Annotated in this window: 21 protein-coding genes; 14 read left to right on the top strand and 7 right to left on the bottom strand. The window is 64.2% G+C overall.

Going from position 1 to position 22862, the window contains the following annotated elements:
- The first annotated feature begins 33 nt into the window (after positions 1-33).
- The 9 genes from POF53_RS10740 to POF53_RS10700 all read left to right on the top strand — a co-directional run bounded on the left by POF53_RS10740 (position 34) and on the right by POF53_RS10700 (position 9755).
- A complete protein-coding gene (locus POF53_RS10740) occupies positions 34-1629 on the top strand; it encodes an ABC transporter substrate-binding protein (protein WP_232855660.1) in 1596 nt (531 codons plus the stop codon).
- 77 nt (positions 1630-1706) lie between these two features.
- Complete coding sequence (locus POF53_RS10735) at positions 1707-2717, top strand: ABC transporter permease subunit (protein WP_028689623.1); 1011 nt, start codon at positions 1707-1709, stop codon at positions 2715-2717.
- Between the two features lie 10 nt (positions 2718-2727).
- Positions 2728-3654 carry an ABC transporter permease subunit gene (locus POF53_RS10730; RefSeq protein ID WP_096048649.1) on the top strand — a complete coding sequence of 309 codons (927 nt, stop codon included), beginning with the start codon at positions 2728-2730 and terminating at the stop codon, positions 3652-3654.
- A 10-nt stretch (positions 3655-3664) separates the two neighbouring features.
- Positions 3665-4633 (top strand): ABC transporter ATP-binding protein, encoded by a 969-nt coding sequence (locus POF53_RS10725; protein WP_028689621.1) that lies wholly within the window; start codon positions 3665-3667, stop codon positions 4631-4633.
- The gene (locus POF53_RS10720; RefSeq protein WP_110735730.1) at positions 4633-5601 is read left to right on the top strand and encodes a peptide ABC transporter ATP-binding protein; all 969 of its coding nucleotides are present in this window, start codon (positions 4633-4635) and stop codon (positions 5599-5601) included. Before POF53_RS10725 ends, POF53_RS10720 begins: the two co-directional genes overlap by 1 nt.
- A 366-nt stretch (positions 5602-5967) precedes the next feature.
- Positions 5968-6777, top strand: coding sequence for an AraC family transcriptional regulator (locus POF53_RS10715; protein WP_232855661.1), 810 nt, complete (start codon positions 5968-5970; stop codon positions 6775-6777).
- 64 nt (positions 6778-6841) lie between these two features.
- On the top strand, positions 6842-8248 hold the full coding sequence (locus tag POF53_RS10710) for an NAD(P)/FAD-dependent oxidoreductase (RefSeq protein ID WP_498967633.1): 1407 nt from the start codon (positions 6842-6844) through the stop codon (positions 8246-8248).
- A 33-nt stretch (positions 8249-8281) separates the two neighbouring features.
- Positions 8282-8623, top strand: coding sequence for a cupin domain-containing protein (locus POF53_RS10705; RefSeq protein WP_203650757.1), 342 nt, complete (start codon positions 8282-8284; stop codon positions 8621-8623).
- Positions 8624-8675: 52 nt separating this feature from the next.
- Complete coding sequence (locus tag POF53_RS10700) at positions 8676-9755, top strand: polyamine ABC transporter substrate-binding protein (RefSeq protein WP_498967631.1); 1080 nt, start codon at positions 8676-8678, stop codon at positions 9753-9755.
- A gap of 159 nt (positions 9756-9914) precedes the next feature.
- Here POF53_RS10700 and POF53_RS10695 read toward each other — a convergent pair whose 3' ends face one another.
- The 3 genes from POF53_RS10695 to POF53_RS10685 all read right to left on the bottom strand — a co-directional run bounded on the left by POF53_RS10695 (position 9915) and on the right by POF53_RS10685 (position 12388).
- Entirely contained in the window at positions 9915-11498 is a 1584-nt protein-coding gene (locus POF53_RS10695; protein ID WP_234560398.1) for a peptide chain release factor 3, read from the bottom strand.
- A gap of 110 nt (positions 11499-11608) precedes the next feature.
- The gene (locus POF53_RS10690) at positions 11609-11938 is read right to left on the bottom strand and encodes a helix-turn-helix domain-containing protein (RefSeq protein WP_203650753.1); all 330 of its coding nucleotides are present in this window, start codon (positions 11936-11938) and stop codon (positions 11609-11611) included.
- Between the two features lie 3 nt (positions 11939-11941).
- Entirely contained in the window at positions 11942-12388 is a 447-nt protein-coding gene (locus tag POF53_RS10685) for a type II toxin-antitoxin system RelE/ParE family toxin (protein WP_498967628.1), read from the bottom strand.
- A 291-nt stretch (positions 12389-12679) separates the two neighbouring features.
- Here POF53_RS10685 and POF53_RS10680 point away from each other — a divergent pair, with 291 nt between their 5' ends.
- Genes POF53_RS10680 through POF53_RS10665 form a run of 4 tightly spaced genes read left to right on the top strand, consistent with a single transcriptional unit; the run spans position 12680 to position 16122 of the window.
- Positions 12680-13393 carry an ABC transporter permease gene (locus POF53_RS10680; RefSeq protein WP_046854270.1) on the top strand — a complete coding sequence of 238 codons (714 nt, stop codon included), beginning with the start codon at positions 12680-12682 and terminating at the stop codon, positions 13391-13393.
- 13 nt (positions 13394-13406) lie between these two features.
- Positions 13407-14318, top strand: coding sequence for a glycine betaine ABC transporter substrate-binding protein (locus tag POF53_RS10675; protein ID WP_498967626.1), 912 nt, complete (start codon positions 13407-13409; stop codon positions 14316-14318).
- Positions 14315-14968, top strand: coding sequence for an ABC transporter permease (locus tag POF53_RS10670; protein WP_203650748.1), 654 nt, complete (start codon positions 14315-14317; stop codon positions 14966-14968). Before POF53_RS10675 ends, POF53_RS10670 begins: the two co-directional genes overlap by 4 nt.
- Positions 14965-16122, top strand: a complete 1158-nt coding sequence (locus tag POF53_RS10665) for an osmoprotectant ABC transporter ATP-binding protein OsmV (protein ID WP_254464533.1) — start codon at positions 14965-14967, stop codon at positions 16120-16122. The genes POF53_RS10670 and POF53_RS10665 overlap by 4 nt, the downstream gene beginning before the upstream one ends.
- A gap of 115 nt (positions 16123-16237) precedes the next feature.
- On the opposite strand, the gene POF53_RS10660 is transcribed toward POF53_RS10665, so the two are convergent.
- The 3 genes from POF53_RS10660 to POF53_RS10650 form a co-directional block, all read right to left on the bottom strand.
- Entirely contained in the window at positions 16238-18655 is a 2418-nt protein-coding gene (locus POF53_RS10660) for a TonB-dependent siderophore receptor (RefSeq protein ID WP_475859580.1), read from the bottom strand.
- Between the two features lie 108 nt (positions 18656-18763).
- Positions 18764-19729, bottom strand: coding sequence for a FecR family protein (locus tag POF53_RS10655; RefSeq protein ID WP_498967623.1), 966 nt, complete (start codon positions 19727-19729; stop codon positions 18764-18766).
- Positions 19730-19743: 14 nt separating this feature from the next.
- Positions 19744-20232 carry a sigma-70 family RNA polymerase sigma factor gene (locus POF53_RS10650; RefSeq protein WP_203650742.1) on the bottom strand — a complete coding sequence of 163 codons (489 nt, stop codon included), beginning with the start codon at positions 20230-20232 and terminating at the stop codon, positions 19744-19746.
- A 656-nt stretch (positions 20233-20888) separates the two neighbouring features.
- Between POF53_RS10650 and POF53_RS10645 the strand changes: the two genes are divergently transcribed.
- Entirely contained in the window at positions 20889-22052 is a 1164-nt protein-coding gene (locus POF53_RS10645) for a type III PLP-dependent enzyme (RefSeq protein WP_110735754.1), read from the top strand.
- A 51-nt stretch (positions 22053-22103) separates the two neighbouring features.
- On the opposite strand, the gene POF53_RS10640 is transcribed toward POF53_RS10645, so the two are convergent.
- Entirely contained in the window at positions 22104-22862 is a 759-nt protein-coding gene (locus tag POF53_RS10640; protein WP_498967620.1) for a tetratricopeptide repeat protein, read from the bottom strand.

Genomic DNA, 22862 nt, shown 5'->3' with positions numbered 1-22862 from the left:
GCTACGCTGGAACTAGCACTGCAGGGAGGTTCCATGAAAATGCTACCGCTACGTGCTGCCTTGGCAGCCGTCATCCTGGGCGCCGCATCGAATCTGGCGGCCAAGCCGCTGGTGGTGTGCACCGAAGCCAGCCCGGAAGGCTTCGACATCGTCCAGTACACCACCGCCGTCACCGCCGACGCCACGGCCGAGGCCATCTTCAACCGCCTGGTTGACTTCAAGCCCGGCACCACCGAGATCCAGCCGGCCCTGGCCACCCGCTGGGAGGTCAGCCCCGACGGGCTGGTGTACACCTTCCACCTGCGCGAAGGCGTCAAGTTCCACACCACCGACTACTTCAAGCCCACCCGCGACTTCAACGCCGATGACGTGCTGTGGAGCCTGAACCGCCAGTTGAAGAAAGACCACCCGTGGCACGACAAGACCAGCGTCGGCTACCCCTATTTCGAGAGCATGGCCTTCAAGGACCTGCTCAAGTCGGTGGAAAAGACCGACGATCACACCGTGGTGATCACCCTGACCCGCCCGGAAGCGCCCTTCCTGCGCGACCTGGCCATGGCCTTCACCTCGATCTACTCCGCCGAGTACGGCGACCAGCTGCTCAAGGCCGGCAAGACCGGCGACCTCAACAGCAAGCCGGTCGGCACCGGCCCGTTCGTGTTCCAGCGCTACAGCAAGGATGCCCAGGTTCGCTACAAGGCCAACCCGGACTACTTCCGCGGCAAGCCGCCGGCCGACGGGCTGATCTTCGCCATCGCCACCGACAGCAACGTGCGCCTGCAGAAACTGCGCGCCAACGAGTGCCAGATCGCCCTGTATCCCAAGCCTGATGACGTGCCGGGGATCAAGACCGATCCGAAACTCAAGGTTGCCGAGATCGAGGCGCTGGTCACCGGCTATATCTCGATGAACACCCAGCACAAGTACCTGAGCGACGTGCGCGTGCGCAAGGCGATCGACATGGCCTTCGACCGCCAGACCCACGTCGACCAGCTGTTCGGCAAGGGCAACGCGCTGGTCGGCGTCAACCCATATCCACCGACCATGATCGGCTACAACACCGACAACAAGAACCCGCCCCACGACCTCGACAAGGCCCGCGCCCTGCTCAAGGAAGCCGGCGTGCCGGAAGGCACGGTGATCACCCTGTTCACCCGCAACGGCGGCGGCCCGACCAACCCCAACCCGCGCCTGTCGGCCGAAATGCTCCAGTCCGACCTGGCCAAGATCGGCATCAAGCTCGACATCCGCGTGATGGAATGGGCCGAGATGCTGCGTCGCGCCAAGAAGGGCGAGGCCGACCTGGTGTCAGCGGGCTGGGCCGGCGACAACGGCGACCCGGACAACTTCCTCACGCCGATGCTCAGCTGCGATGCGGTCAAGAGCGGCGAAAACTACGCGCGTTGGTGCAACCAGAAATTCCAGGACCTGATCACCCGTGCCCGCGAAGTGATCGACAACGACGAACGCGCCAGGCTCTATAACGAGGCTTTGGCGGTGTACGATGAAGACCAGCCGTGGATCAGCATGGCCCACCCGAAGATGTTCACCGCCATGCGCGAGAACGTCGAAGGCTATGTGATCAACCCACTGACCAACAACAACTTCGCCACCACCCGGGTGAAGTAGAACAACAACAGCCGCCGGACCTTGTGCAAGAGGCCCCGGCGGCGCCGCCGTTACCGGCTGATGAGGTACCCCTGACAATGTTGAGTTTTATTGCCCGACGCCTGGGCCTGCTGATCCCGACCTTCTTCGGTATCACCCTGCTGACCTTCGCGCTCATACGCCTGATCCCCGGCGACCCGGTCGAGGTGATGATGGGCGAGCGCCGTGTCGACCCCGAAATGCACGCCCAGGCCATGGAGCGCCTGGGCCTGAACAAACCGCTGCCGGCCCAGTACCTGGACTATGTCGGCAAGCTCGCCCAGGGCGACCTGGGCGAATCCCTGCGCACCCGTGAAAGCGTATGGAACGAATTCCTCACCCTGTTCCCGGCAACGCTGGAGCTGGCCATGGCCGCCCTGCTGTTCGCCGGGGTCATCGGCCTGCTGGCCGGGGTGATCGCCGCGCTCAAGCGTGGCTCGCTGTTCGACCACGGGGTGATGGGTATCTCGCTGGCCGGCTACTCGATGCCGATCTTCTGGTGGGGCCTGATCCTGATCATGTTCTTCTCGGTAAGCCTGGGCTGGACCCCGGTCTCCGGGCGCATCGACCTGCTCTACGACATCGAGCCGAAAACCGGCTTCATGCTCATCGACACCCTGCTCAGCGACGAGGAAGGCGCATTCAAGGACGCAGTGATGCACCTGATCCTGCCGGCCATCGTGCTGGGCACCATTCCGCTGGCGGTGATCGCCCGCATGACCCGTTCGTCGATGCTCGAGGTGCTGCGCGAGGACTACATCCGTACCGCCCGCGCCAAGGGTCTGTCGCCGTCCCGCGTGGTGTTCATCCACGGCCTGCGCAACGCACTGATCCCGGTGCTGACCGTGTTCGGCCTGCAGGTCGGCACGCTGCTCGCGGGCGCCGTGCTCACCGAAACCATCTTTTCCTGGCCGGGCATCGGCAAATGGCTGATCGAAGCCATCGGTGCCCGTGACTACCCCGTGGTCCAGAACGGCATCCTGTTGATCGCCTGCCTGGTGATCCTGGTCAACTTCGTCGTGGACATCCTCTACGGCCTGGCCAACCCACGCATCCGTCATCAGCGCTGAGGACTCCGCCATGACCAGCCCGATTCCGAAATCCGTCACCCCGCCCAGCGCGGTTGACCAAAGTTTGCTCTACCCCTCGCCGTACAAAGAGTTCTGGCAGGCCTTCTCGCGCAACAAGGGCGCGGTGGCCGGCCTGGCCTTCATGACCCTGGTGGTGTTCTGCGCGCTGTTCGCCCCCTGGGTCGCGCCGCACAACCCCAGCGAGCAGTACCGCGACTTCCTGCTCACCCCGCCGGTGTGGCTCGAAGGCGGCACCTGGCAGTTCATCCTCGGCACCGACGAACTGGGCCGCGACCTGCTCTCGCGGCTGATCCAGGGCGCCCGCCTGTCGCTGCTGATCGGCCTGTCGTCGGTGGTGATGTCGCTGATCCCGGGTATCCTGCTGGGCCTGCTGGCCGGCTTCTTCCCGCAGATCCTCGGCCCCTCGATCATGCGCCTGATGGACGTGATGCTGGCCCTGCCGTCGCTGCTGCTGGCCGTGGCCATCGTCGCCATCCTCGGCCCAGGCCTGATCAACACGGTGATCGCCATCGCCATCGTCTCGCTGCCCTCCTACGTGCGCCTGACCCGCGCCGCGGTGATGGGCGAGCTGAACCGCGACTATGTCACCGCCGCGCGCCTGGCCGGCGCCGGCCTGCCACGCCTGATGTTCGTCACCGTGCTGCCCAACTGCATGGCGCCGCTGATCGTCCAGGCCACCCTGAGCTTCTCCTCGGCGATCCTCGACGCCGCCGCCCTGGGCTTCCTTGGCCTCGGCGTCCAGCCGCCGACCCCCGAGTGGGGCACCATGCTGGCCTCGGCCCGCGACTACATCGAGCGCGCCTGGTGGGTGGTGAGCCTGCCCGGCCTGACGATCCTGCTCAGTGTGCTGGCAATCAACCTGATGGGCGACGGCCTGCGCGACGCGCTGGACCCGAAACTCAAGAACGCCGCCTGAGGAGAACGCCATGTCACTGTTGCAGATCAACAACCTGAACGTGCGCTTCGGCGACGCCAATGCCGTGCCCGTGGTGGACGGCCTCGAGCTGAGCGTGGACGCCGGCGAGATCCTCGCCATCGTCGGCGAGTCCGGCTCCGGCAAGTCCGTCACCATGATGGCCCTGATGGGCCTGATCGACGCCCCCGGGCGCATCACCGCCGACGTACTCAACTTCGACGGCATCGACATGCTCAAGCTCAGCGGCCGCCAGCGCCGCAAGGTGGTGGGCAAGGACATCGCCATGGTCTTCCAGGACCCGATGACCGCGCTCAACCCCAGCTACACCGTGGGCTACCAGATCGAGGAAGTACTGCGTCAGCACCTCGGCCTGAAAGGCAAGGCCGCGCGCCAGCGTGCCCTGGAACTGCTGAAGAAGGTCGAGATCCCAGCCGCCGAAAGCCGCCTGGACGCCTACCCGCACCAGCTGTCCGGCGGCATGAGCCAGCGCGTGGCAATCGCCATGGCCATCGCCGGCGAACCGAAGCTGCTGATCGCCGACGAGCCGACCACGGCCCTGGACGTGACCATCCAGGCGCAGATCATGGAGCTGCTGGTCAACCTGCAGAAAGAGCGCAACATGGCGCTCATTCTCATCACCCACGACCTGGCCGTGGTCGCCGAGACCGCCAAGCGCGTGTGCGTGATGTACGCGGGCCAGGCCGTCGAGGTCGGCCAGGTGCCGGAGCTGTTCGACATCCCCGCCCACCCGTACAGCGAAGCGCTGCTGGCGGCCATCCCCGAGCACAGCATCGGCGCCGAGCGCCTGGCCACCCTGCCCGGCATCGTCCCCGGCCGCTATGACCGCCCGCAGGGTTGCCTGCTGTCGCCGCGCTGCCCCTATGTGCAGGAAAACTGCCGCCGGCAGCGCCCGGCCCTCGATCCCCAGGCCCACAGCCTGGTGCGTTGCTTCTATCCGCTGAACCAGGAGGTGGCGTGATGGCCGTCGTTCTTTCCGCTCGTGAGCTGACCCGCCACTACGAAGTCTCCCGCGGCATGTTCAAGGGCCATGCGCTGGTCCGCGCGCTCAATGGTGTGTCGTTCGAACTGGAGGCCGGCAAGACCCTGGCCGTGGTCGGCGAGTCCGGCTGCGGCAAATCGACCCTGGCCCGAGCCCTGACCCTGATCGAGGAACCCTCCTCCGGCTCGCTGCAGATCGCCGGCCACGAGGTCAAGGGCGCCAGCAAGGACCAGCGCAAGCAACTGCGCCGCGACGTGCAGATGGTGTTCCAGAGCCCCTACGCCTCGCTCAACCCGCGGCAGAAGATCGGCGACCAGCTCGCCGAGCCACTGCTGATCAACACCTCGCTGAGCAAGACCGAGCGCCGCGAGAAAGTGCAGAAGATGATGGAGCAGGTGGGCCTGCGCCCCGAGCACTATCAGCGCTATCCACACATGTTCTCCGGCGGCCAGCGCCAGCGCATCGCCCTGGCCCGGGCGATGATGCTGCAACCCAAGGTGCTGGTGGCCGACGAGCCGACCTCGGCCCTCGACGTGTCGATCCAGGCCCAGGTGCTGAACCTGTTCATGGACCTGCAGAAGGAGTTCAACACCGCCTACGTGTTCATCTCCCACAACCTGGCGGTGGTGCGCCATGTGGCGGACCAGGTGCTGGTGATGTACCTCGGGCGGCCGGCGGAGATGGGGCCGAAGGAGGATATCTACGAGAAGCCGCTGCACCCGTACACCCAGGCGCTGTTGTCGGCGACCCCGGCGATCCATCCGGATCCGCTAAAGCCGAAGATCCGCATTGCCGGTGAACTGCCCAACCCGTTGAATCCGCCGGATGGCTGCGCGTTCCACAAGCGTTGCCCGTATGCCACAGAGCGTTGTGCCAAGGAAGTGCCGGCGTTGCGACAGGTGAGTACGCGGCAGGTGGCTTGCCACTATGCCGAGCAGTTCCTGTAGATAGCTGGGGCTGCTTCGCAGCCCTTTCGCGGCACAAGGCCGCTCCTACAGGTGAACGCAACCCCCTGTAGGAGCGGCCTTGTGCCGCGAAAGGGCCGCAAGGCGGCCCCTGGGCTCTCAATGCATAAAGAACCAGATCAGGATGATCACCGGAATCGGCACCCCAATCATCCACAGCAGTATCGAGCGCATGGCCGTTCTCCTCGTTCGGTGTTGAACAAAAGAGGTGCACCCTGCATGCCAGCTGTATCAAAAAATTACACGCATATGAATCAAAGCCTTAGCCGGTAACCGCTTGCAGAAACCGTGCAAAATGCCGGATCCATGCCCTTGCGCCTGGGTTTTCTGCAATGCACTATCGAGCCCATGACCGCCACTCCCCTCCCCGACGGCCCCGGGCAGACCCCGCTCACCGCCGACACCGTCATGCGCTACCACCTGTGCTGGAAGCATCGCGACCTGGACGGGGTGATGGCGCTCTACCACCCACATGTCCAGTACCACGACTTCTTCCAGAACCGCGTGCTCGGCTTCGACGAGCTGCGCGACTACGTGCGCGCCTGCCTGCCCCATGAAGCCGGCGAGGACATCGTCCACAGCGACCGTATCCGCGTCGACGGCTGCACCGCGTTCATCCAGTACCAGGTCACGGTCCAGGGTGGCGAGGGATTGGTGGCGTTCCAGTCCAGCGAGGCGATCACGGTCAGGGACGGGTTGATCTGGCGGGTCAACGAATACGCCACCCTGGTACGCCAGGGCGGCAACGCCAGCCTGCCGGGCGGCCCGCGTCCGGCCACCAGCCGCCTGGGCCTGTCACCGCGCCAGCTGTCGACCATGGCCCAGGACCTGGAGCACTACTTCCAGGCCCAACGCCCCTATCTCGACCCGGAACTCGACCTGCAGCAGGTCGCCGACGCAAGCGGCTACAGCCGCAACCAGATCTCCTACCTGCTCAACCAGGTGCTCGGCCAGAGCTTCTACCGCTACGTCAACCAGGCGCGCCTGCAACACCTGATGGCCAGCCTCGCCGACGCCAGTGCACGCACGCCCATCGACGAACTGGCGTTCAATGCCGGCTTCAACTCGCTGTCGGCCTTTTACAAGTGCTTTCGCGAGCATACCGGGCTGTCGCCCAAGGCGTATCTGAAGCAAATTTCCCTGCGTGCACGCACGTAAGACAGCCCCGCCCGCGCTTCACTAGGATCGCCCACAGACCCCAGCGGATGTGGAGCCCGACCCGATGCAACCCCTGCGCACGATCAGCCTGTGGATGGACCAGCTCGACGAGCCCCTGTGCGCACGCCCCGCACTGCGCCAGGACCTGGACCTCGATGTGTGCATCATCGGCGCCGGCTACACCGGCCTGTGGACCGCCTACTACCTCAAGCGCCAGGCACCTCAGCTGAACATCGCCGTGATCGAAGCCAATATCGCCGGCTTCGGCGCCTCCGGGCGCAACGGCGGCTGGCTGATGGGCAACCTGCTGGGCGAGGACCGCCTGCTTGCCACGCTCTCGCCGCAACAGCGGCGTGAAAGCATCGACCTGTTGCACGGCATCCCCGACGAAGTCCACGACGTGCTGCTGCGCGAAGGTATCGCCTGCGACTACCGCAAGGGCGGCGTGCTGTACTGCGCCGCCCGCTACCCGGAACAGGAGCGCAGCCTGCGCGCCTGGCTCGATGACCTCTACCGCCAGGGCATGAACGAAGACGACTACCGCTGGCTGCGCCCCGAACAGCTGGATGCCCAGTTGAAGGTGAGCAACCCCTACGGCGCGCTCTACAGCCCACATGTCGCCACGATCCAACCGGCCAGATTGGTGCGCGGCCTGGCGCGGACGGTCGAGGCCATGGGCGTGCCGATCTACGAGAACACCCCGGCCATCGACTGGCAGACTGGCGAGGTGCGCACGCCGCTGGCGCGAATCCACAGCCACTGGGTGGTGCCGGCCGTCGAAGGCTACGCCGCCAGTCTGCCACCGCTCGGGCGGCACCAGTTGCCGGTGCAGAGCCTGCTCGTGGCCACCGAGCCGCTGCCCGAGTCGACCTGGGAACAGATCGGCCTGAGCCAGGGCCAGGCCTTCAGCGAAAACAGCCGCCAGGTCACCTACGGCCAGCGCAGCGCCGACAACCGCCTGGTGTTCGGCGCCCGCGGCGGCTACCGCTTCGGCGGTCGCCTGCGCGAAGACTTCACCCTCACCGACAACGAGGTCGAACTGCGCCGCTACCTGTTCGGCGAACTGTTCCCGCAGCTCAAGCATGTGCGCATCACCCACTCCTGGGGCGGCAACCTGGGCATGGCCCGGCGCTTTCGCCCACACATGCTGTGTGACCGCCAGCGCGGCATCGCCTTGTCCGGTGGCTACGGCGGCGAAGGCGTCGGCGCCACCAACCTGGGCGGGCGCACCCTGGCCGCGCTGATCCTCGGCCAACACAACGAACTCACGGCCCAGCCCTGGGTGCACGACAACCGCCCGTTGTCGAGCCTGGCCAGCTGGCCACCGGAGCCCTGCCGCTGGCTGGGCTACAACGCAATCATCCAGAGTTTCGTCCACGAGGACCGGACCCTCGCCAACCCGGCCAGCGCCCCCTGGCGGCGGCGCCTGGCCAGCGGTTTGGCCGACTTCATGGAAGGTTTCATGCACTGACTTCCCTTCATCACCACACAGGATCCACCGGTCATGAGCATCACCCAGTTCAAGCACACCGACAGCGCCATCCTGGACAGCTCCACCCCGGTCGCCGTGCCCCTCGGCGAGCCGGTCGCGGTCACCTCGGTCACTTGCGTCGAACGCAGTGACGGCGTCGAGACCGGAATCTGGGAGTGCACCCCGGGGCGCTGGCGGCGGCAGATCGTGCAGCAGGAGTTCTGCCACTTCCTCAAGGGCCGCTGCACCTTCACCCCGGACGGTGGCGAGCCACTATTCATAGAAGCTGGAGACGCCCTGATGCTACCGGCCAACAGCCTCGGCACCTGGGATATCCAGGAGACCGTGCGCAAAACCTACGTACTGATTTTCTGATCCGCTGATCGCCTGCCTTCGATAACAACAGACAAAGCAAGGTAACCCCGACATGCGCACGCTCCTTATCGCTCCCCTGATGCTGGCCGCAGGCGTGGCTGGCGCCGCCGACTCGGTGAAGATCTACAACTGGTCGAGCTACATCGCCCCGGACACCCTGAAGAGCTTCCAGCAAGCCACCGGCATCGTGCCCACCTACGATGTGTTCGACAGCAACGAGACCCTCGACGGCAAACTGATGACCGGCAACTCCGGCTACGACGTGGTGTTCCCCTCCAACCACTTCATGGCCCGGCAGATCCAGGGCAAGGCCCTGAAAAAACTGGACAAGTCGCAGCTGCCGAACTGGAAGAACCTCAACCCGGTGCTGCTCAAGGCCCTGGAGGTGAACGACCCTGGCAACCAGTACGGCTTCCCTTACCTGTGGGGCAGCACCGGGATCGGCTACAACATCGACAAGGTCAAGGCGGTGCTCGGCGACAGTGCCCCCACCGATTCGTGGGACCTTTTCTTCAAGCCCGAATATCTTTCCAAGCTCAAGAGCTGCGGCGTGGCGGTGCTGGACAATGGCCCCGAGCTGCTGCCGATCGCCCTGCACTACCTGGGTTTGCCGCACCACAGCCAGAACCCGGCGGACTACGACAAGGCCAAGGCACTGCTGATGAAAGTGCGCCCGTACATCAGCTACTTCCACTCCTCGAAGTACACCGGCGACCTGGCCAATGGCGACGTGTGCCTGGTGGTGGGTTTCTCGGGCGACGTGCTGCAGGCGAAGAACCGTGCCGAGGAGGCGAAGAATGGGGTGAAGGTGGGCTACTCGATCCCGAAGGAAGGCGCGCCGATGTGGTTCGACATGGTCGCCATGCCGGCCGATGCGCCCAACGAGAAGGCCGGGTACGCGTACATGAACTATCTGTTGCAGCCGCAGGTGATGGCGAACATCAGCAACTTCGTGCAGTACGCCAATGGCAACCAGCAGGCTGACACGCTGGTGGACCCGGCGATGAAGGGCAACACGATGATCTACCCGAGCGCGGATGTGATGGGCAAGCTGTATGCGCTGGAGGCGATGCCGGCGAAGATCGACCGCATTCGCACACGCATCTGGACCAGTATCAAGGCCGGGAATTGATTGCAGGCATTACGCGCCCCCTGTAGGAGCGGCCTTGTGCCGCGAAAGGGCCGCGTAGCGGCCCCAGGGTTCAGTGTTAGGCAAAGATCTCTGGGGCCGCTTTGCGGCCCTTTCGCGGCACAAGGCCGCTCCTACAGGGTCAAGTGCAGACCTGCGGAATCAATGATGCTCGCGGGTCGCGCGGAACTTGATATCCGGCCAGCGCTCTTCCATCAGCGACAGGTTGACCCGGGTCGGGGCCAGGTAGGTCAGGTGACCGCCACCGTCGATGGCCAGGTTCTCCACGGCCTTGTTCTGGAATTCCTCGAGCTTCTTCTTGTCGTCGCAGCTGATCCAGCGCGCCGACCAGACGGTGATCGGCTCGTAGGCGCACTCGACCTTGTATTCTTCCTTCAGGCGGCTGGCGACCACGTCGAACTGCAGCACGCCGACCGCGCCGAGGATGATGTCGTTGCTGCGCTCGGGGAAGAACACCTGGGTCGCGCCCTCTTCGGCCAGCTGCTGCAGGCCCTGGCGCAGTTGCTTGGATTTCAGCGGGTCCTTCAGGCGCACGCGGCGGAACAGCTCCGGGGCGAAGTGCGGGATACCGGTGAAGCCCAGCGCCTCGCCTTCGGTGAAGGTGTCGCCAATCTGGATGGTGCCGTGGTTGTGCAGGCCGATGATATCGCCGGCATAGGCTTCTTCCAGTTGCTCGCGCTCGGAGGAGAAGAAGGTCAGCGCGTCACCGATGCGCACGTCCTTGCCGGTCCGCACGTGACGCATTTTCATGCCCTTCTCGTACTTGCCCGAGCAGATGCGCATGAAGGCGATACGGTCGCGGTGTTTCGGGTCCATGTTCGCCTGGATCTTGAACACGAAGCCTGAGAACTTCTCTTCCACCGGCTCCACGGTACGCTCGTGGGCGACACGGGCCAGTGGGCGCGGCGCCCAGTCGACAACGGCGTCGAGCACATGGTCGACTCCGAAGTTGCCCAGTGCGGTACCAAAGAACACCGGCGTCAGTTGGCCATTGATGAACTCGTCCTGATCGAACTCATGGCAGGCACCCTGTACCAGCTCCAGCTGCTCGAGGAAGCGATCGTACTCGTCACCCAGGTGCGCACGGGCTTCATCGGAGTCGAGCTTCTCGATGATCTTCGCCTCGGTACGCTCATGGCCGTGGCCCGGGGTGTAGACAATGATGTAGTCGCCGGCCAGGTGGTACACGCCCTTGAAGTCGCGGTAGCAACCAATCGGCCAGGTGATCGGCGCGGCCTTGATCTTCAGCACCGCCTCGATCTCGTCGAGCAGTTCGATCGGGTCGCGGATGTCACGGTCGAGTTTGTTGATGAAGCTGACGATGGGCGTGTCGCGCAGGCGGCAGACGTCCATCAGGGCGATGGTACGCGGCTCTACACCCTTACCGCCGTCGAGCACCATCAGCGCCGAGTCCACCGCGGTCAGGGTGCGGTAGGTATCTTCCGAGAAGTCCTCGTGGCCGGGGGTGTCGAGCAGGTTGATCATGTGCTCGCGGTAGGGGAACTGCATCACCGAGGTGGTGATGGAGATACCGCGCTGCTTCTCCATTTCCATCCAGTCGGAGGTGGCGTGGCGGTCGGACTTGCGCGACTTCACGGTGCCCGCGACGGCGATCGCCTTGCCCATCAGCAGGAGCTTCTCGGTGATGGTGGTCTTACCGGCGTCGGGGTGGGAAATGATTGCGAAAGTGCGGCGCTTCGCGACTTCGGCGGCCTGGTTGGTCATGGGAAATCGCCTGACTGGGGATTCAAAAAGGGGCGATATCATACCTGAAGTCGGGCGTCAGGCCAAAACAAGCCCCAACGGTTCGACCCAACTCGCCCCTGCCGCATCGGTTAACCATCGACAAGCGAATCGCCGGCAAGCCCCTCGATGGTTATAGGAGCGCGGCCAGGCAGATGAGCGACCAGCTCCAGTCTTCCCCCCATGGCTTCCAGATAGTCACGCAACGTAGAGATCAACATATCGCTACGGTTCTCGAACCTGGAAACATTGCCCTGACGAACGTCGAGGCGCTCGGCCATGCTTTCCTGGGTGATCTCGAGCTGTTTACGCAAGGCCTGAAGCGTCATTTCCTCACGAATCAGTTCGCGACCACGCTCCTCGATTCTGGCCCTGCGCTCAGGCGTCAGCTCGTTCATTACGTCTTCAAGCGTCTTGTACATTTCTCAACCTCTGGACAAATGTCGATCAAACCGTTCATCGGCACGGGTAATCAGGCTTCCATAAAATCTACGCTCATTGATGCCAGCCTTGTCCCCCGCAACGAGCAACAACGCAGAGCGCGAACGATCGAAAGCGAATGCGACCCGCCATACACCACCATCTGCGTTGAACCTCAACTCTTTCATATTCGAATGCCGCGAGCCCTTCAGCGTGTCCACATGTGGACGCCCCAATGCGGGGCCAAAATGCTTGAGCAGATGAAGCTGCGCCAGCAATTCATCCTGTACCACCTCGGTCAACACCTCTAGCTCGGCATTGAACTCCCGGCACATTCCAATAGACCACCCCATCAAAATACCTCCAAGGGAATATCCCCTCAAGCGCATATCGAGATTATTCGAGAAGAAATTCTGAACATCTGCAAGATGCCTCGATAGCAGGTACTTCAACGTCTCAACGTAATATTCACGCTTGATTTTCGCGTGAAATTTCCTAAATGCCAGTGATTAGCACTGGCCAAATGCCGCCCCAGATGGGAACCTTTCCCTCCACGGAGACGTCCACTCCCCTGCAACCCGCTTCGGTTCAGGGCTGGTTTCACCTGCTTCACGAGCCCGACGGGGTTCGGCTCATGGCCTGATGCCGCGCATCGGGCTGCTGCTCGCGACCACGCTGCCCGCCGCCAGGAATGGCCGGCCACACGGGGGTGTGATCGCCGACTATAAAAAAGGAGTCCGCCTGTGGCTGCACGCTACGGAAAAGGGCTGTTGGGATGGGCCGCCGTGCTCGTCATCCTGGCCCTGCTGGTCCACTGGATCGGCATCGACACGATCGACCGCTACCGCGACGATCTTGGGTTCTACCTGCAAGCGCACCTGGTCTTGGTGCTGGCTTCGATGGCGGCGGCGCTGGCCGTGGGCATCCCCGCCGGCATTGCCCTGAGTCGACCGCACCGGGTCGACAAGGCCGAGCGCTTCATGCAGTTTTTCAACGTTGGCAACACCATTCCTCCCCTGGCCGTCCTGGCCATCGCCCTGAGTATCCTGGGCATCGGCGCGGGTCCTGCGATCTTCGCGCTGTTCCTCGCCTCCCTGCTGCCCATCGTGCGCAATACCTACGAGGGCCTGAAAAACGTCCCCGCCTCGCTCAAGGAAGCCGCCACCGGCATCGGCATGACCCCGCGCCAGCAGCTGTGGCAGGTGGAACTGCCCAATGCCGTGCCGATCATCGTCGGCGGAGTCCGCGTGGCCCTGGCGCTGAACGTCGGTACCGCGCCGCTGGCGTTTTTGATCGGCGCCAACAGCCTGGGCAGCCTGATCTTCCCCGGCATCGCCCTGAACAACCAGCCGCAGCTGTTGCTGGGTGCCGCGTGTACCGCGCTGCTGGCCCTGGCGCTCGACGCGCTGGTGAGTTTCTCCAGCAAACGCTGGCTGGAACGTGGCCTGGCCCGATAACAAGAGGGAAACCATGAAGAAAACAATCGCCCTGTTGCTGGGCGCGGCCCTGCTATGCGCAGGCTTTGCCCAGGCAGCGGAAAAACCGCTGATCCGCATCGGCGCACGGGTGTTCACCGAACAGACCGTGCTCGCCGAAATCACCGCCCAGTACCTGCGCGCCAACGGCTTCGACGTGCGGGTGACCGCCGGTCTTGGCAGCAACATCGCCCGCCAGGCCCAGGAAACCGGGCAGCTTGACCTGATGTGGGAATACACCGGGGTCTCACTGGTGTCCTACAACCATATCGACGAACGCATGCCCAGCGCCGAAGCCACCTACGCCCGGGTCAAAAAACTCGACGCAGAAAAAGGACTGGTCTGGCTGACTCCGTCGAAATTCAGCAACACCTACGCCCTGGGGCTGCCCAGGCAGGTTGCCGCAGCCTATCCGCAGGTCAACACCATCAGCGATCTAAACCAGGTGCTGCGTAACGAGCCCGGCCGCAACCACCTGGTGGCGCTGGACACCGAGTTCGCCAACCGCCCCGATGGCCTGGTCGGCCTGCGCGAGATGTACGGGCTGCCCCTGGACCGGCGCAACATCCGCCAGATGGATGGCGGCCTGGTCTACACGGCGATGCGCAACAACCAGGTGTTCGCCGGCCTGGTCTACACCACCGACGGGCGCCTGGACGCCTTCGACCTCAAGCTGCTGGAAGACGACAAGCACTATTTCCCCGACTACACCGCAGCGCCCGTGCTGCGCAAGGCAGTGCTCGACGCCCACCCGCAACTGGCCACCCTGCTCGAGCCGCTGGCCAATCAGCTCGACGACCAGACCATGCGCAAGCTCAACGCCCAGGTCGATGTCGAGCATCAGAGCCCGACCGTGGTCGCCGCGGCATTCCTGCGTGAGCATTCACTCGGCGAGGTACAACCATGAACCTGCTCGACACCTTTGCCCACCTCGACTGGGCGCAGGTCCTGCAACTGACCTGGCAGCACATCATGCTGGTCGGCATCGCGGTGAGCCTGGCCATCATCGTCGGCGTGCCGCTGGGCATCCTGATGACCCGCTTCCCGGTGTTCGCCGGCCCCCTGCAGGCCAGCGCCACGGTGTTGCTGACCATCCCCTCGATTGCCCTGTTCGGCCTGCTGCTGCCGTTCTATTCGAAGTTCGGCCAGGGCCTGGGACCGCTGCCGGCGATCACCGCCGTGTTCCTTTATTCACTGCTGCCGATCCTGCGCAACACCTACCTGGCCCTGACCAACGTCGAACCGGGCATCCGCGAGGCCGCACGCGGCATCGGCATGACCTTCGGCCAGCGCCTGCGCATGGTCGAGTTGCCCATCGCCGTGCCGGTGATCCTCGCCGGCGTGCGCACTGCCGTGGTGATGAACATCGGCGTGATGACCATCGCCGCGACCATCGGCGCCGGCGGCCTGGGCGTGCTCATCCTCACCGCCATCAGCCGCAGCGACATGTCGATGCTGCTGGTCGGCGCCGTGCTGGTCAGCCTGCTGGCGATCATCGCTGACCTGCTCCTGCAAACCCTGCAACGTGCCCTGACTCCGGAAGGACTGCGCCCATGATCGAACTGAAGAACCTCAGCAAGACCTTCAACGTCAACGGCAAGGACGTCAAAGCCGTCGACGCGGTCAACCTCACCGTCAACGAAGGGGAAATCTGCGTGTTCCTCGGCCCCTCGGGCTGCGGCAAGAGCACCACGCTGAAGATGATCAACCGCCTGATCACCCCGACCGCCGGCCAGGTGTTCATCAATGGCGAGGACACCAGCGCGCTGGACGAAGTGACCCTGCGCCGGCATATCGGTTACGTGATCCAGCAGATCGGCTTGTTCCCCAACATGACCATCGAAGAGAACATCACCGTGGTCCCGCGCCTGCTCGGCTGGGACAAGCAGCGCTGCCACGACCGCGCCCGCGAGCTGATGCACATGATCAAGCTCGAGCCCAAGCAGTACCTGCAGCGCTACCCACGCGAACTCTCCGGTGGCCAGCAGCAGCGCATCGGCGTGATCCGCGCCCTGGCCGCCGAGGCCCCGGTGCTGTTGATGGACGAGCCATTCGGCGCGGTCGACCCGATCAACCGCGAGATGATCCAGAACGAGTTCTTCGAGATGCAGCGGGCACTGAACAAGACCGTGATCATGGTCAGCCACGACATCGACGAGGCCATCAAGCTGGGCGACAAGATCGCCATCTTCCGCGCAGGCCGGCTGCTGCAGCTGGATCACCCGGACACCTTGCTGGCCCATCCGGTGGACGATTTCGTCAGCAACTTCGTCGGCCAGGACAGCACGCTCAAGCGCCTGCTGCTGGTCCGCGCCGAGGATGCCGCGGACAACGCGCCATCGGTGAGCCCGGAAACAGCGGTGAGCGACGCGCTGGAACTGCTGGACGAGCATGACCGCCGCTACGTGGTGGTCACCGATGGGCAGAACAAGGCGCTGGGTTATGTGCGCAGGCGCGACATGCACCGCCAGCAGGGGACGTGCGGGGATTTCCTGCGGACGTTCAATGCCACCGCGGCCCATGACGAGCACTTGCGCATCCTGCTGTCGCGGATGTACGAGTTCAACCGGGCATGGTTGCCGGTGCTGGATGCCGAAGGGATGTTTTTGGGGGAGGTGACGCAGGAGTCGATTGCGGCGTACCTGAGCTCGGGCAGGTCGCGGGGCGGCAAGACCAGTATCGTGTCGCCTGCCGAGGCAGTGGCCTCCTGATAGAAAGCCGGGGGCGCTTTGCGCCCCTTTCGCGACACAAGGCCGCTCCTACAGGGGACCGCATTCCATTGTAGGAGCGGCCTTGTGCCGCGAAAGGACCGCAAAGCGGTCCCATTCAGAATCCTACACTGGCCTGCACATAGAACGTGCGCGGCTCACCCACATAGATCCCGGCATTGTTATCGCTGGAACGGGTGAAGTACTGCTTGTCGAAGAGGTTCTTCACCCCCGCCGCCAGCTTCAGGTTCGACAGCTGCGGCCCGAAGTCATAGCCGCCACGGGCATGCCAGGTCACGTACCCCGGGATATCGCCATACTGCCCGTCGGCACTCGGCTCGGTAATGTAGTCACCGTTGAAGCTGCCGTTGGCATTGATCCCGGTCCCCGGCGCGCGCTGCTTGGATTGGGCGTAGGCATCCAGGTTCCAGGTCCAGCGGTTGACGGCGTAACGCAGCCCGGCAGTGGCTACCTGGCGCGAGTAGAACGGCAGGTCGCGACCCTTGAAGCCGGGAATCTCCCCTTCATAGGTAGCGCGGGTGTAGGTGTAGCCACCATTGACCGACAGGCCTTCCAGGCGCGGATCGAGTCCGGCCAGGTCATAGCGCACCGAGGCCTCGATGCCCTGGTGCTTGGTCGCCCCCAGGTTGGTCCAGCCGATGTCGTTGCTGATGTACTGCAGCTCGTCGTCGAAGTCGATGTAGAACGCGGTCAGCTCACCGGCAAAACCGCCGTTGTCATAGCGCGTACCCACTTCATAGGTCTTGGCTTTCTCCGGCTCCAGGCCATTGGCCGTGTTGTTGCCGGTTCCGCCCTGGCCCAGCTGGAAATACTGCAGGCTGCCGAAGGACGTCTCGTAGTTGGCGAACAGCTTCCAGGCATCGGACATGTGATACATCACGCTCAGCGCCGGCAGCGGTTCGTTGCTGGTGATGCTGCGGTTCTTCTCCGCCACCGGGCGGTAGTTGGCGTCCAGCACCGGGCGGTCGCGCCAGTCGGTGTTGATGTGCTCGAAGCGGATGCCCGGGGTGATGGTCCAGTTGCCGACGTCGATCTTGTCGTCGATGTAGTAGGCGCTGGCCTCGGTGCCGCCGCTGCGGTCCTGGAACACATGGCCGTCGGAGGTCGGGGTGACGGTGGGCACGTTGTCGACCAGGGCCAGGCGCGTGGATTGCTCGCGCATGGCTTCCTTCAGGTAGCGATAGCCGACGCTGACTTCCTGGGTGGTCGGGCCGACGAAGAAGATCCGCGACAGGCGTGGCTCGATGGCGAAGGTGTGGTAGTTGCGCGGGTACGACGACAGGGTCTTCATGTCGCGCGCGGCGATGGCGCTGCCACGGAAGCTGTCGGTGTAGTAGGTCAGCACCTCGAACTGGGTGGCGTCGTCGATCTGGCGCAGCCACTTGAACGACACGTCCTTGCGCCGGCCACTGAAGTAGTCGTAGTCGCGCACCGACTGGTAGGGGTCGTGATCGTACTGGGCCTGGGTCAGCCCGCCAGGCATGTCGGCACGGCCGTCGTAGTAGTGGAAGTTGAGCCAGAACTCGTCGACATCGGTCGGTGCCCAGTGGGTCTTGAGCATCACGTCGTCGATATCGTTGTCGTTGTTGCTGCTGCGGTAGCCGTCACCGTTTACGCCGGTGTACAGCAGCGCCACGCCCATGCCGTTATCGGCGGTGCCACCGACGAAGGCCGATTCGGTATGTTTCCAGCCGCCATGGCGGGAAGTCTCCAGGGTGGTGGACAACTCGCCGGTCGCCTTCTCGGGAATCGCCCGGGTCACGAAGTTGATCACCCCGCCGACGTTCTGCGGTCCGTAGCGCACGGAACCGGCGCCGCGTACCACATCGATGCTGTCGAGGTTGCCCGAGGAGATCGGCGCCATCGACAGCTGCGGCTGGCCGTAAGGGGCGAAGGCCGCCGGGATGCCGTCGATCAGCACGGTCGAACGCGGCGACAGGCGCGAGGTAAGGCCGCGCACGCCGACGTTCAGCGACAGGTCGCTGCCGCCGGTGCCGTTGGAGTCCTGCACCTGCACGCCCGGAATGCCGCGCAGGGCGTCGCGCACGTTCATCGTGCCCTTCTCCACCATCGCTTCGCGGCGCACCACGGTGCGCGCGCCAGGATGGTTCTGCACCACGCTCTGCTGGGCGTCGCCCAGCCAGTCACCGACCACTTTCACATCGGTGGGCGCCAGCTCCAGGCTGCCGCTGGTCAGGCTGCCGGCGGCCTGGGCCGGCTTGACCACCACGGTGTCCGCGGACTGCTCGAAGGTCAGCCCGCTGCCTTGCAGCAGTTGCTGCAGGGCCTGCTCCGGCGCCAGGTTGCCGGACACCGCCGGGGCCTGCTTGCCGTCCACCAGCTCGGGGCTGAAGAACAGTTGCAGGTTGGTCTGCTGGCCAAGCTGCTTGAGCGCGCCCGCCAGCGGCTGGGCCTGGATCTGGATGGTATCGGCGTAGCTGTTGCCAGCGGCGGCGCTGACCGCCAGGGCAAGCGCCAGGCGGCGCAGCTGGAGAAGGGGCTTATTGTTGTTCACGTCTTCGAGAGGTCCTGAGAGTCGGGATAAACGCCAACCGCATGCAAATGTAAATGCTTGGCAGTTGCAGCTGGCGGGGAAGACGAACGAACGGAAAAAAACCTGAATTTATTTCAGAACAATTTCGCTGGAGCCATCCGGACGGGTGTTCACCTGCACCGGCAGGATGCTTGGCAACGCCCGCAGCAGCGCGTCCGGGTCATCGGTGCTGAAGGTGCTCGACAGGCGTAGCGCGGCGGCCTTGCCGGGTGCCACATGCAGCGGCTGGGCGCGATAGCGCGAGACCTCCGCCACCACCTCGCTCAGCGGCGCGTTGTCGAACACCAGCTTGCCCTGGCGCCAGGCGGTCACGGCGTTGGCGTCGACTACATAGGGCGCGGCGACCTTACCCTGGGCGTCGATGTGCGAACCCTGCCCGGCACCGAGCAGCGCCAGCGACTCGGCCGCGCCCTGCACCTTCACCGAACCCTGCTCCACCGCCACGCGGGTGCTGGTCGGCTCCTGGCGCACATCGAAGCGGGTGCCGGTGACGGTGACCTCGCCCTGTGCGGTGCTCACCACGAATGGTCGGCCACTGTCGTGGGCAACGATGAACATCGCCTCGCCCGCAGCCAGGCGCACATGGCGACGCCCCGAAGAGAACATCACCTGCACCTGGGTGGCACTGTTGAGTTCCAGCCGTGATCCGTCCGGCAGCTCGACCGGACGCCGCTCGCCCAGGGCTGTAGTCAAGGTGTCCTGATGGTTGAGCTGCTGATACTGCCAACCCGTCCAGCCCAGCCCCAGCGCGACCACCGCCACGCCGGCCGCCAATGCCTGGCGCAGCAGGCGGCGGCGTGGGAGCTGGCGCACCGGCTCGGGCTGGCACAGCGCTTCGAGGCGTTGTCGGGGGATGAAATCGGCGGCGCGCCACAGCTGCACCAGGCGCTGGTATTCCTCGCGATGGCGTGGGTGCTGCGCCAGCCATGCCTGCAAGGCCTGCTGCACGGCGCTGTCATGCGGCGCTTCCTGGGCCCGGGCAAACCAGCTGGCCGCCTGCTCGCCCACGGGATCGGGCGCATGCTGTCTGATCAATGGGCTCTCCTGACTCATCTGGCCGACACATCCAAGTGCTCACGCAGATGTCGGAGCGTGCGGATCATATACTTTTCGACCATGTTCTTGGTCAAACCCATGCGCTCGGCGATCTCTGCCTGGGTCAGGCCCTCGAGCTTCTGCCAGATGAACACCCGGCGGCAGTTCAGCGGCAGTTCGGCCAGCGCCCGCTCGACGCTGTCGGCCAGTTCCAGGGCATGCACATAAGCCTCCGGGTCGCTGCCATTGGCGGCGCCGTCGGCGAACGCCTCAAGTTCCAGCGCCTGGCGACGGTCCTCGCGGCGAAAGCCATCGACGGCGATGTTGCGGGCGGTCTGGTGCAGGTAGGCACGCGGCTGCTCGACCTGCTCGTTGGGGTTTTCCAGAACCCGGACAAAGGCGTCGTGAGCGAGGTCCTCGGCCTGCTGACGACTGCGCAACTTGCGCGTCCAGGTGCCGATCAGCTCATGGTAGTGGTCGAGGAAGCCTTTGTGTCCGGACACGTTCGGGGTCGTCAGGGAGGCAGATGAGGTCGCGAATAGTAATGTTTCTCATCAAGGACGGCAATCGGCCCATTCTTGAGCCGACCAAGGGTGGTTTCCGGTGTCGGTAACAAAAAATTTATGGCGATTTCGAAAAAAATGACGGGCGTCGCGCCGTGGCCATAAATATGAACACTCTCCGGAAAAACCCCGTTCACCACACAACCCCGACAAACGGTCTTCTGCCGATTCTTCGGCTCTTTCGCGGCGAAAGCCAGCCAACATGCAAAGAACCCAGCTATCAGCCGTTCGCGACCAGATCGCCACCTATTCCACAATTTTTAACGCTTGTGGCCTTTTCCGGAACATCCACGCCACGCATCGGTCGGTTATTGCAGCGGTGGGGCATCGATACACGACGAACACCCCGGACCTGCCTGTTGATCTTGCGGTTTTCACGTCCTAAAGTGCGCGCCGAACGTCCATGCTGGAAACGATCCATCCGGCTCAAGTACTGACGACGAGACAGCAAGGTCACCCGCCGCCCTTCCCTGGCACGGTTGACCTTTTTGCTTTCGGCGACATGCCTTGGGAAGTAGGCGAACCAAAGTGGGGATACGGAGGACGTTCAGTTTGCTGCCACTTATCTTTTCAGTTTGCCCATGGAGCCCTTGAGCATGTCGATCCAGGTCGAAGACTACTTTGCGCGTGACACCTTCCAGAAAATGAAGGCGTTCGCCGACAAGCAGGAAACCCCGTTCGTACTCATCGATACCCAGATGATCAGCCAGGCCTATGACGACCTGCGCGCCGGTTTCGAGTTCGCCAAGGTCTACTACGCGGTCAAGGCCAACCCGGCGGTCGAGATCATCGACCTGCTCAAGGAAAAAGGCTCGAGCTTCGACATCGCCTCGATCTACGAGCTGGACAAGGTGCTGGGCCGTGGCGTCAGCGCCGATCGCATCAGCTACGGCAACACCATCAAGAAGTCCAAGGACATCCGCTACTTCTTCGAGAAGGGCGTGCGCCTGTACGCCACCGACTCCGAAGCGGACCTGCGCAACATCGCCAAGGCCGCGCCGGGTTCGAAAGTCTATGTGCGCATCCTCACCGAAGGCTCCACCACCGCCGACTGGCCGCTGTCGCGCAAGTTCGGCTGCCAGACCGACATGGCCATGGACCTGCTGATCCTCGCCCGCGACCTGGGCCTGGTGCCCTACGGCATCTCCTTCCACGTAGGCTCCCAGCAGCGCGACATCAGCGTGTGGGACGCGGCCATCGCCAAGGTCAAGGTGATCTTCGAGCGCCTGAAGGAAGAAGACGGCATCGAACTGAAGCTGATCAACATGGGCGGCGGCTTCCCGGCCAACTACATCACCCGCACCAACAGCCTCGAGACCTATGCCGAAGAAATCATCCGCTTCCTCAAGGAAGACTTCGGCGACGACCTGCCGGAAATCATCCTCGAGCCAGGCCGTTCGCTGATCGCCAACGCCGGCATCCTGGTCAGTGAAGTGGTGCTGGTGGCGCGCAAGTCGCGTACCGCCGTCGAGCGCTGGATCTACACCGACGTGGGCAAGTTCTCCGGCCTGATCGAAACCATGGACGAGGCGATCAAGTTCCCGATCTGGACCGAGAAGAAAGGCGAGACCGAGGAAGTGGTGATCGCCGGCCCGACCTGCGACAGCGCCGATATCATGTACGAGAACTACAAGTACGGCCTGCCGCTGAACCTGGCCATCGGCGACCGCCTGTACTGGCTGTCCACCGGCGCCTACACCACCAGCTACAGCGCGGTGGAGTTCAACGGCTTCCCGCCGCTGAAGGCCTACTACCTGTAATGCACAACGGGGCCGCAAGGCCCCGTTTTCATTTGCCGCCCTGCCCCGCTCCTACAGGGGTGGCGCCGGCCTTCGTTCGATCTCCTCGGCATAGCGCGCCGCATGGGCCATCAGCGCCGGCCCCGCCCCCTGCAACGTCACCAGCGCACTGCGCAGGAAATTCAGGTTGCCCTCGACCCTGGCCCGCTCCAGCCATGGCCCGGCCTCGCCGATTTCCCCGCGCTCGACCAGCACCAGCGCCAGGCTGAACATCCCGCGAAAATCCCCGGCCTCGGCCGAGCGCCGATACCAGCGCACGGCCCGGGCAGGGCTTGGCGCAGTGGCAATACCTTGCTCCAGGTAGCGCCCATACAGGTTCATCGACTTGGCATGCCCCAGCTGCGCGGCCTTCTCGTAGCACATCAACGCCTGGGCCTGGTCGGCCGGCACCCCGCGCCCGGTGGCCAACAGGTTGGCCAGGTTGTACATCCCCCAGTCCAGGCCGGCGTCGGCCGCACGGGCATAGTGAATGGCCGCCTGCGCGAGCTCCACCTCGCCACCCCAGCCGTGCTCCAGGCAACGGCCGAGCATGTTGTGCGCCATGGCGCTGCCACCCTGGGCGGCGATGGCGAACCAACGGCGGGCCACGCCGGCATCCTCTTCGATACCGCGCCCATCGAGCAGGATCTGCCCAAGCAACAATTGCGCCTCGACCACCCCCTGCCCCGCCGCCGCCAGGATCGCCTGGGCGGCCTGGCCCGGACTGTGTTCGAGCATCGCCTGCAACCCGGCAACATCCACCACCTCTTCACGACGCAACTGATAGGACAC

Source organism: Mitsuaria sp. RG (assembly GCF_028369275.1).
Classification (GTDB): domain Bacteria; phylum Pseudomonadota; class Gammaproteobacteria; order Pseudomonadales; family Pseudomonadaceae; genus Aquipseudomonas; species Aquipseudomonas peradeniyensis.
Note: the sequence above shows the minus strand (reverse complement) of the source record. Positions and strands in the feature narration are given on the sequence as shown.

Excerpts from the sequence above, each read along its gene's own strand:
- POF53_RS10725 (WP_028689621.1), top strand. The coding sequence starts at position 3,665 with ATGTCACTGTTGCAGATCAACAACCTGAACGTGCGCTTCGGCGACGCC.
- POF53_RS10645 (WP_110735754.1), top strand. The coding sequence starts at position 20,889 with ATGTCGATCCAGGTCGAAGACTACTTTGCGCGTGACACCTTCCAGAAA.
- POF53_RS10730 (WP_096048649.1), top strand. The coding sequence starts at position 2,728 with ATGACCAGCCCGATTCCGAAATCCGTCACCCCGCCCAGCGCGGTTGAC.
- POF53_RS10675 (WP_498967626.1), top strand. The coding sequence starts at position 13,407 with ATGAAGAAAACAATCGCCCTGTTGCTGGGCGCGGCCCTGCTATGCGCA.
- POF53_RS10710 (WP_498967633.1), top strand. The coding sequence starts at position 6,842 with ATGCAACCCCTGCGCACGATCAGCCTGTGGATGGACCAGCTCGACGAG.
- POF53_RS10665 (WP_254464533.1), top strand. The coding sequence starts at position 14,965 with ATGATCGAACTGAAGAACCTCAGCAAGACCTTCAACGTCAACGGCAAG.
- POF53_RS10690 (WP_203650753.1), bottom strand. The coding sequence starts at position 11,938 with ATGTACAAGACGCTTGAAGACGTAATGAACGAGCTGACGCCTGAGCGC.
- POF53_RS10720 (WP_110735730.1), top strand. The coding sequence starts at position 4,633 with ATGGCCGTCGTTCTTTCCGCTCGTGAGCTGACCCGCCACTACGAAGTC.
- POF53_RS10740 (WP_232855660.1), top strand. The coding sequence starts at position 34 with ATGAAAATGCTACCGCTACGTGCTGCCTTGGCAGCCGTCATCCTGGGC.
- POF53_RS10735 (WP_028689623.1), top strand. The coding sequence starts at position 1,707 with ATGTTGAGTTTTATTGCCCGACGCCTGGGCCTGCTGATCCCGACCTTC.
- POF53_RS10705 (WP_203650757.1), top strand. The coding sequence starts at position 8,282 with ATGAGCATCACCCAGTTCAAGCACACCGACAGCGCCATCCTGGACAGC.
- POF53_RS10700 (WP_498967631.1), top strand. The coding sequence starts at position 8,676 with ATGCGCACGCTCCTTATCGCTCCCCTGATGCTGGCCGCAGGCGTGGCT.
- POF53_RS10695 (WP_234560398.1), bottom strand. The coding sequence starts at position 11,498 with ATGACCAACCAGGCCGCCGAAGTCGCGAAGCGCCGCACTTTCGCAATC.
- POF53_RS10670 (WP_203650748.1), top strand. The coding sequence starts at position 14,315 with ATGAACCTGCTCGACACCTTTGCCCACCTCGACTGGGCGCAGGTCCTG.
- POF53_RS10715 (WP_232855661.1), top strand. The coding sequence starts at position 5,968 with ATGACCGCCACTCCCCTCCCCGACGGCCCCGGGCAGACCCCGCTCACC.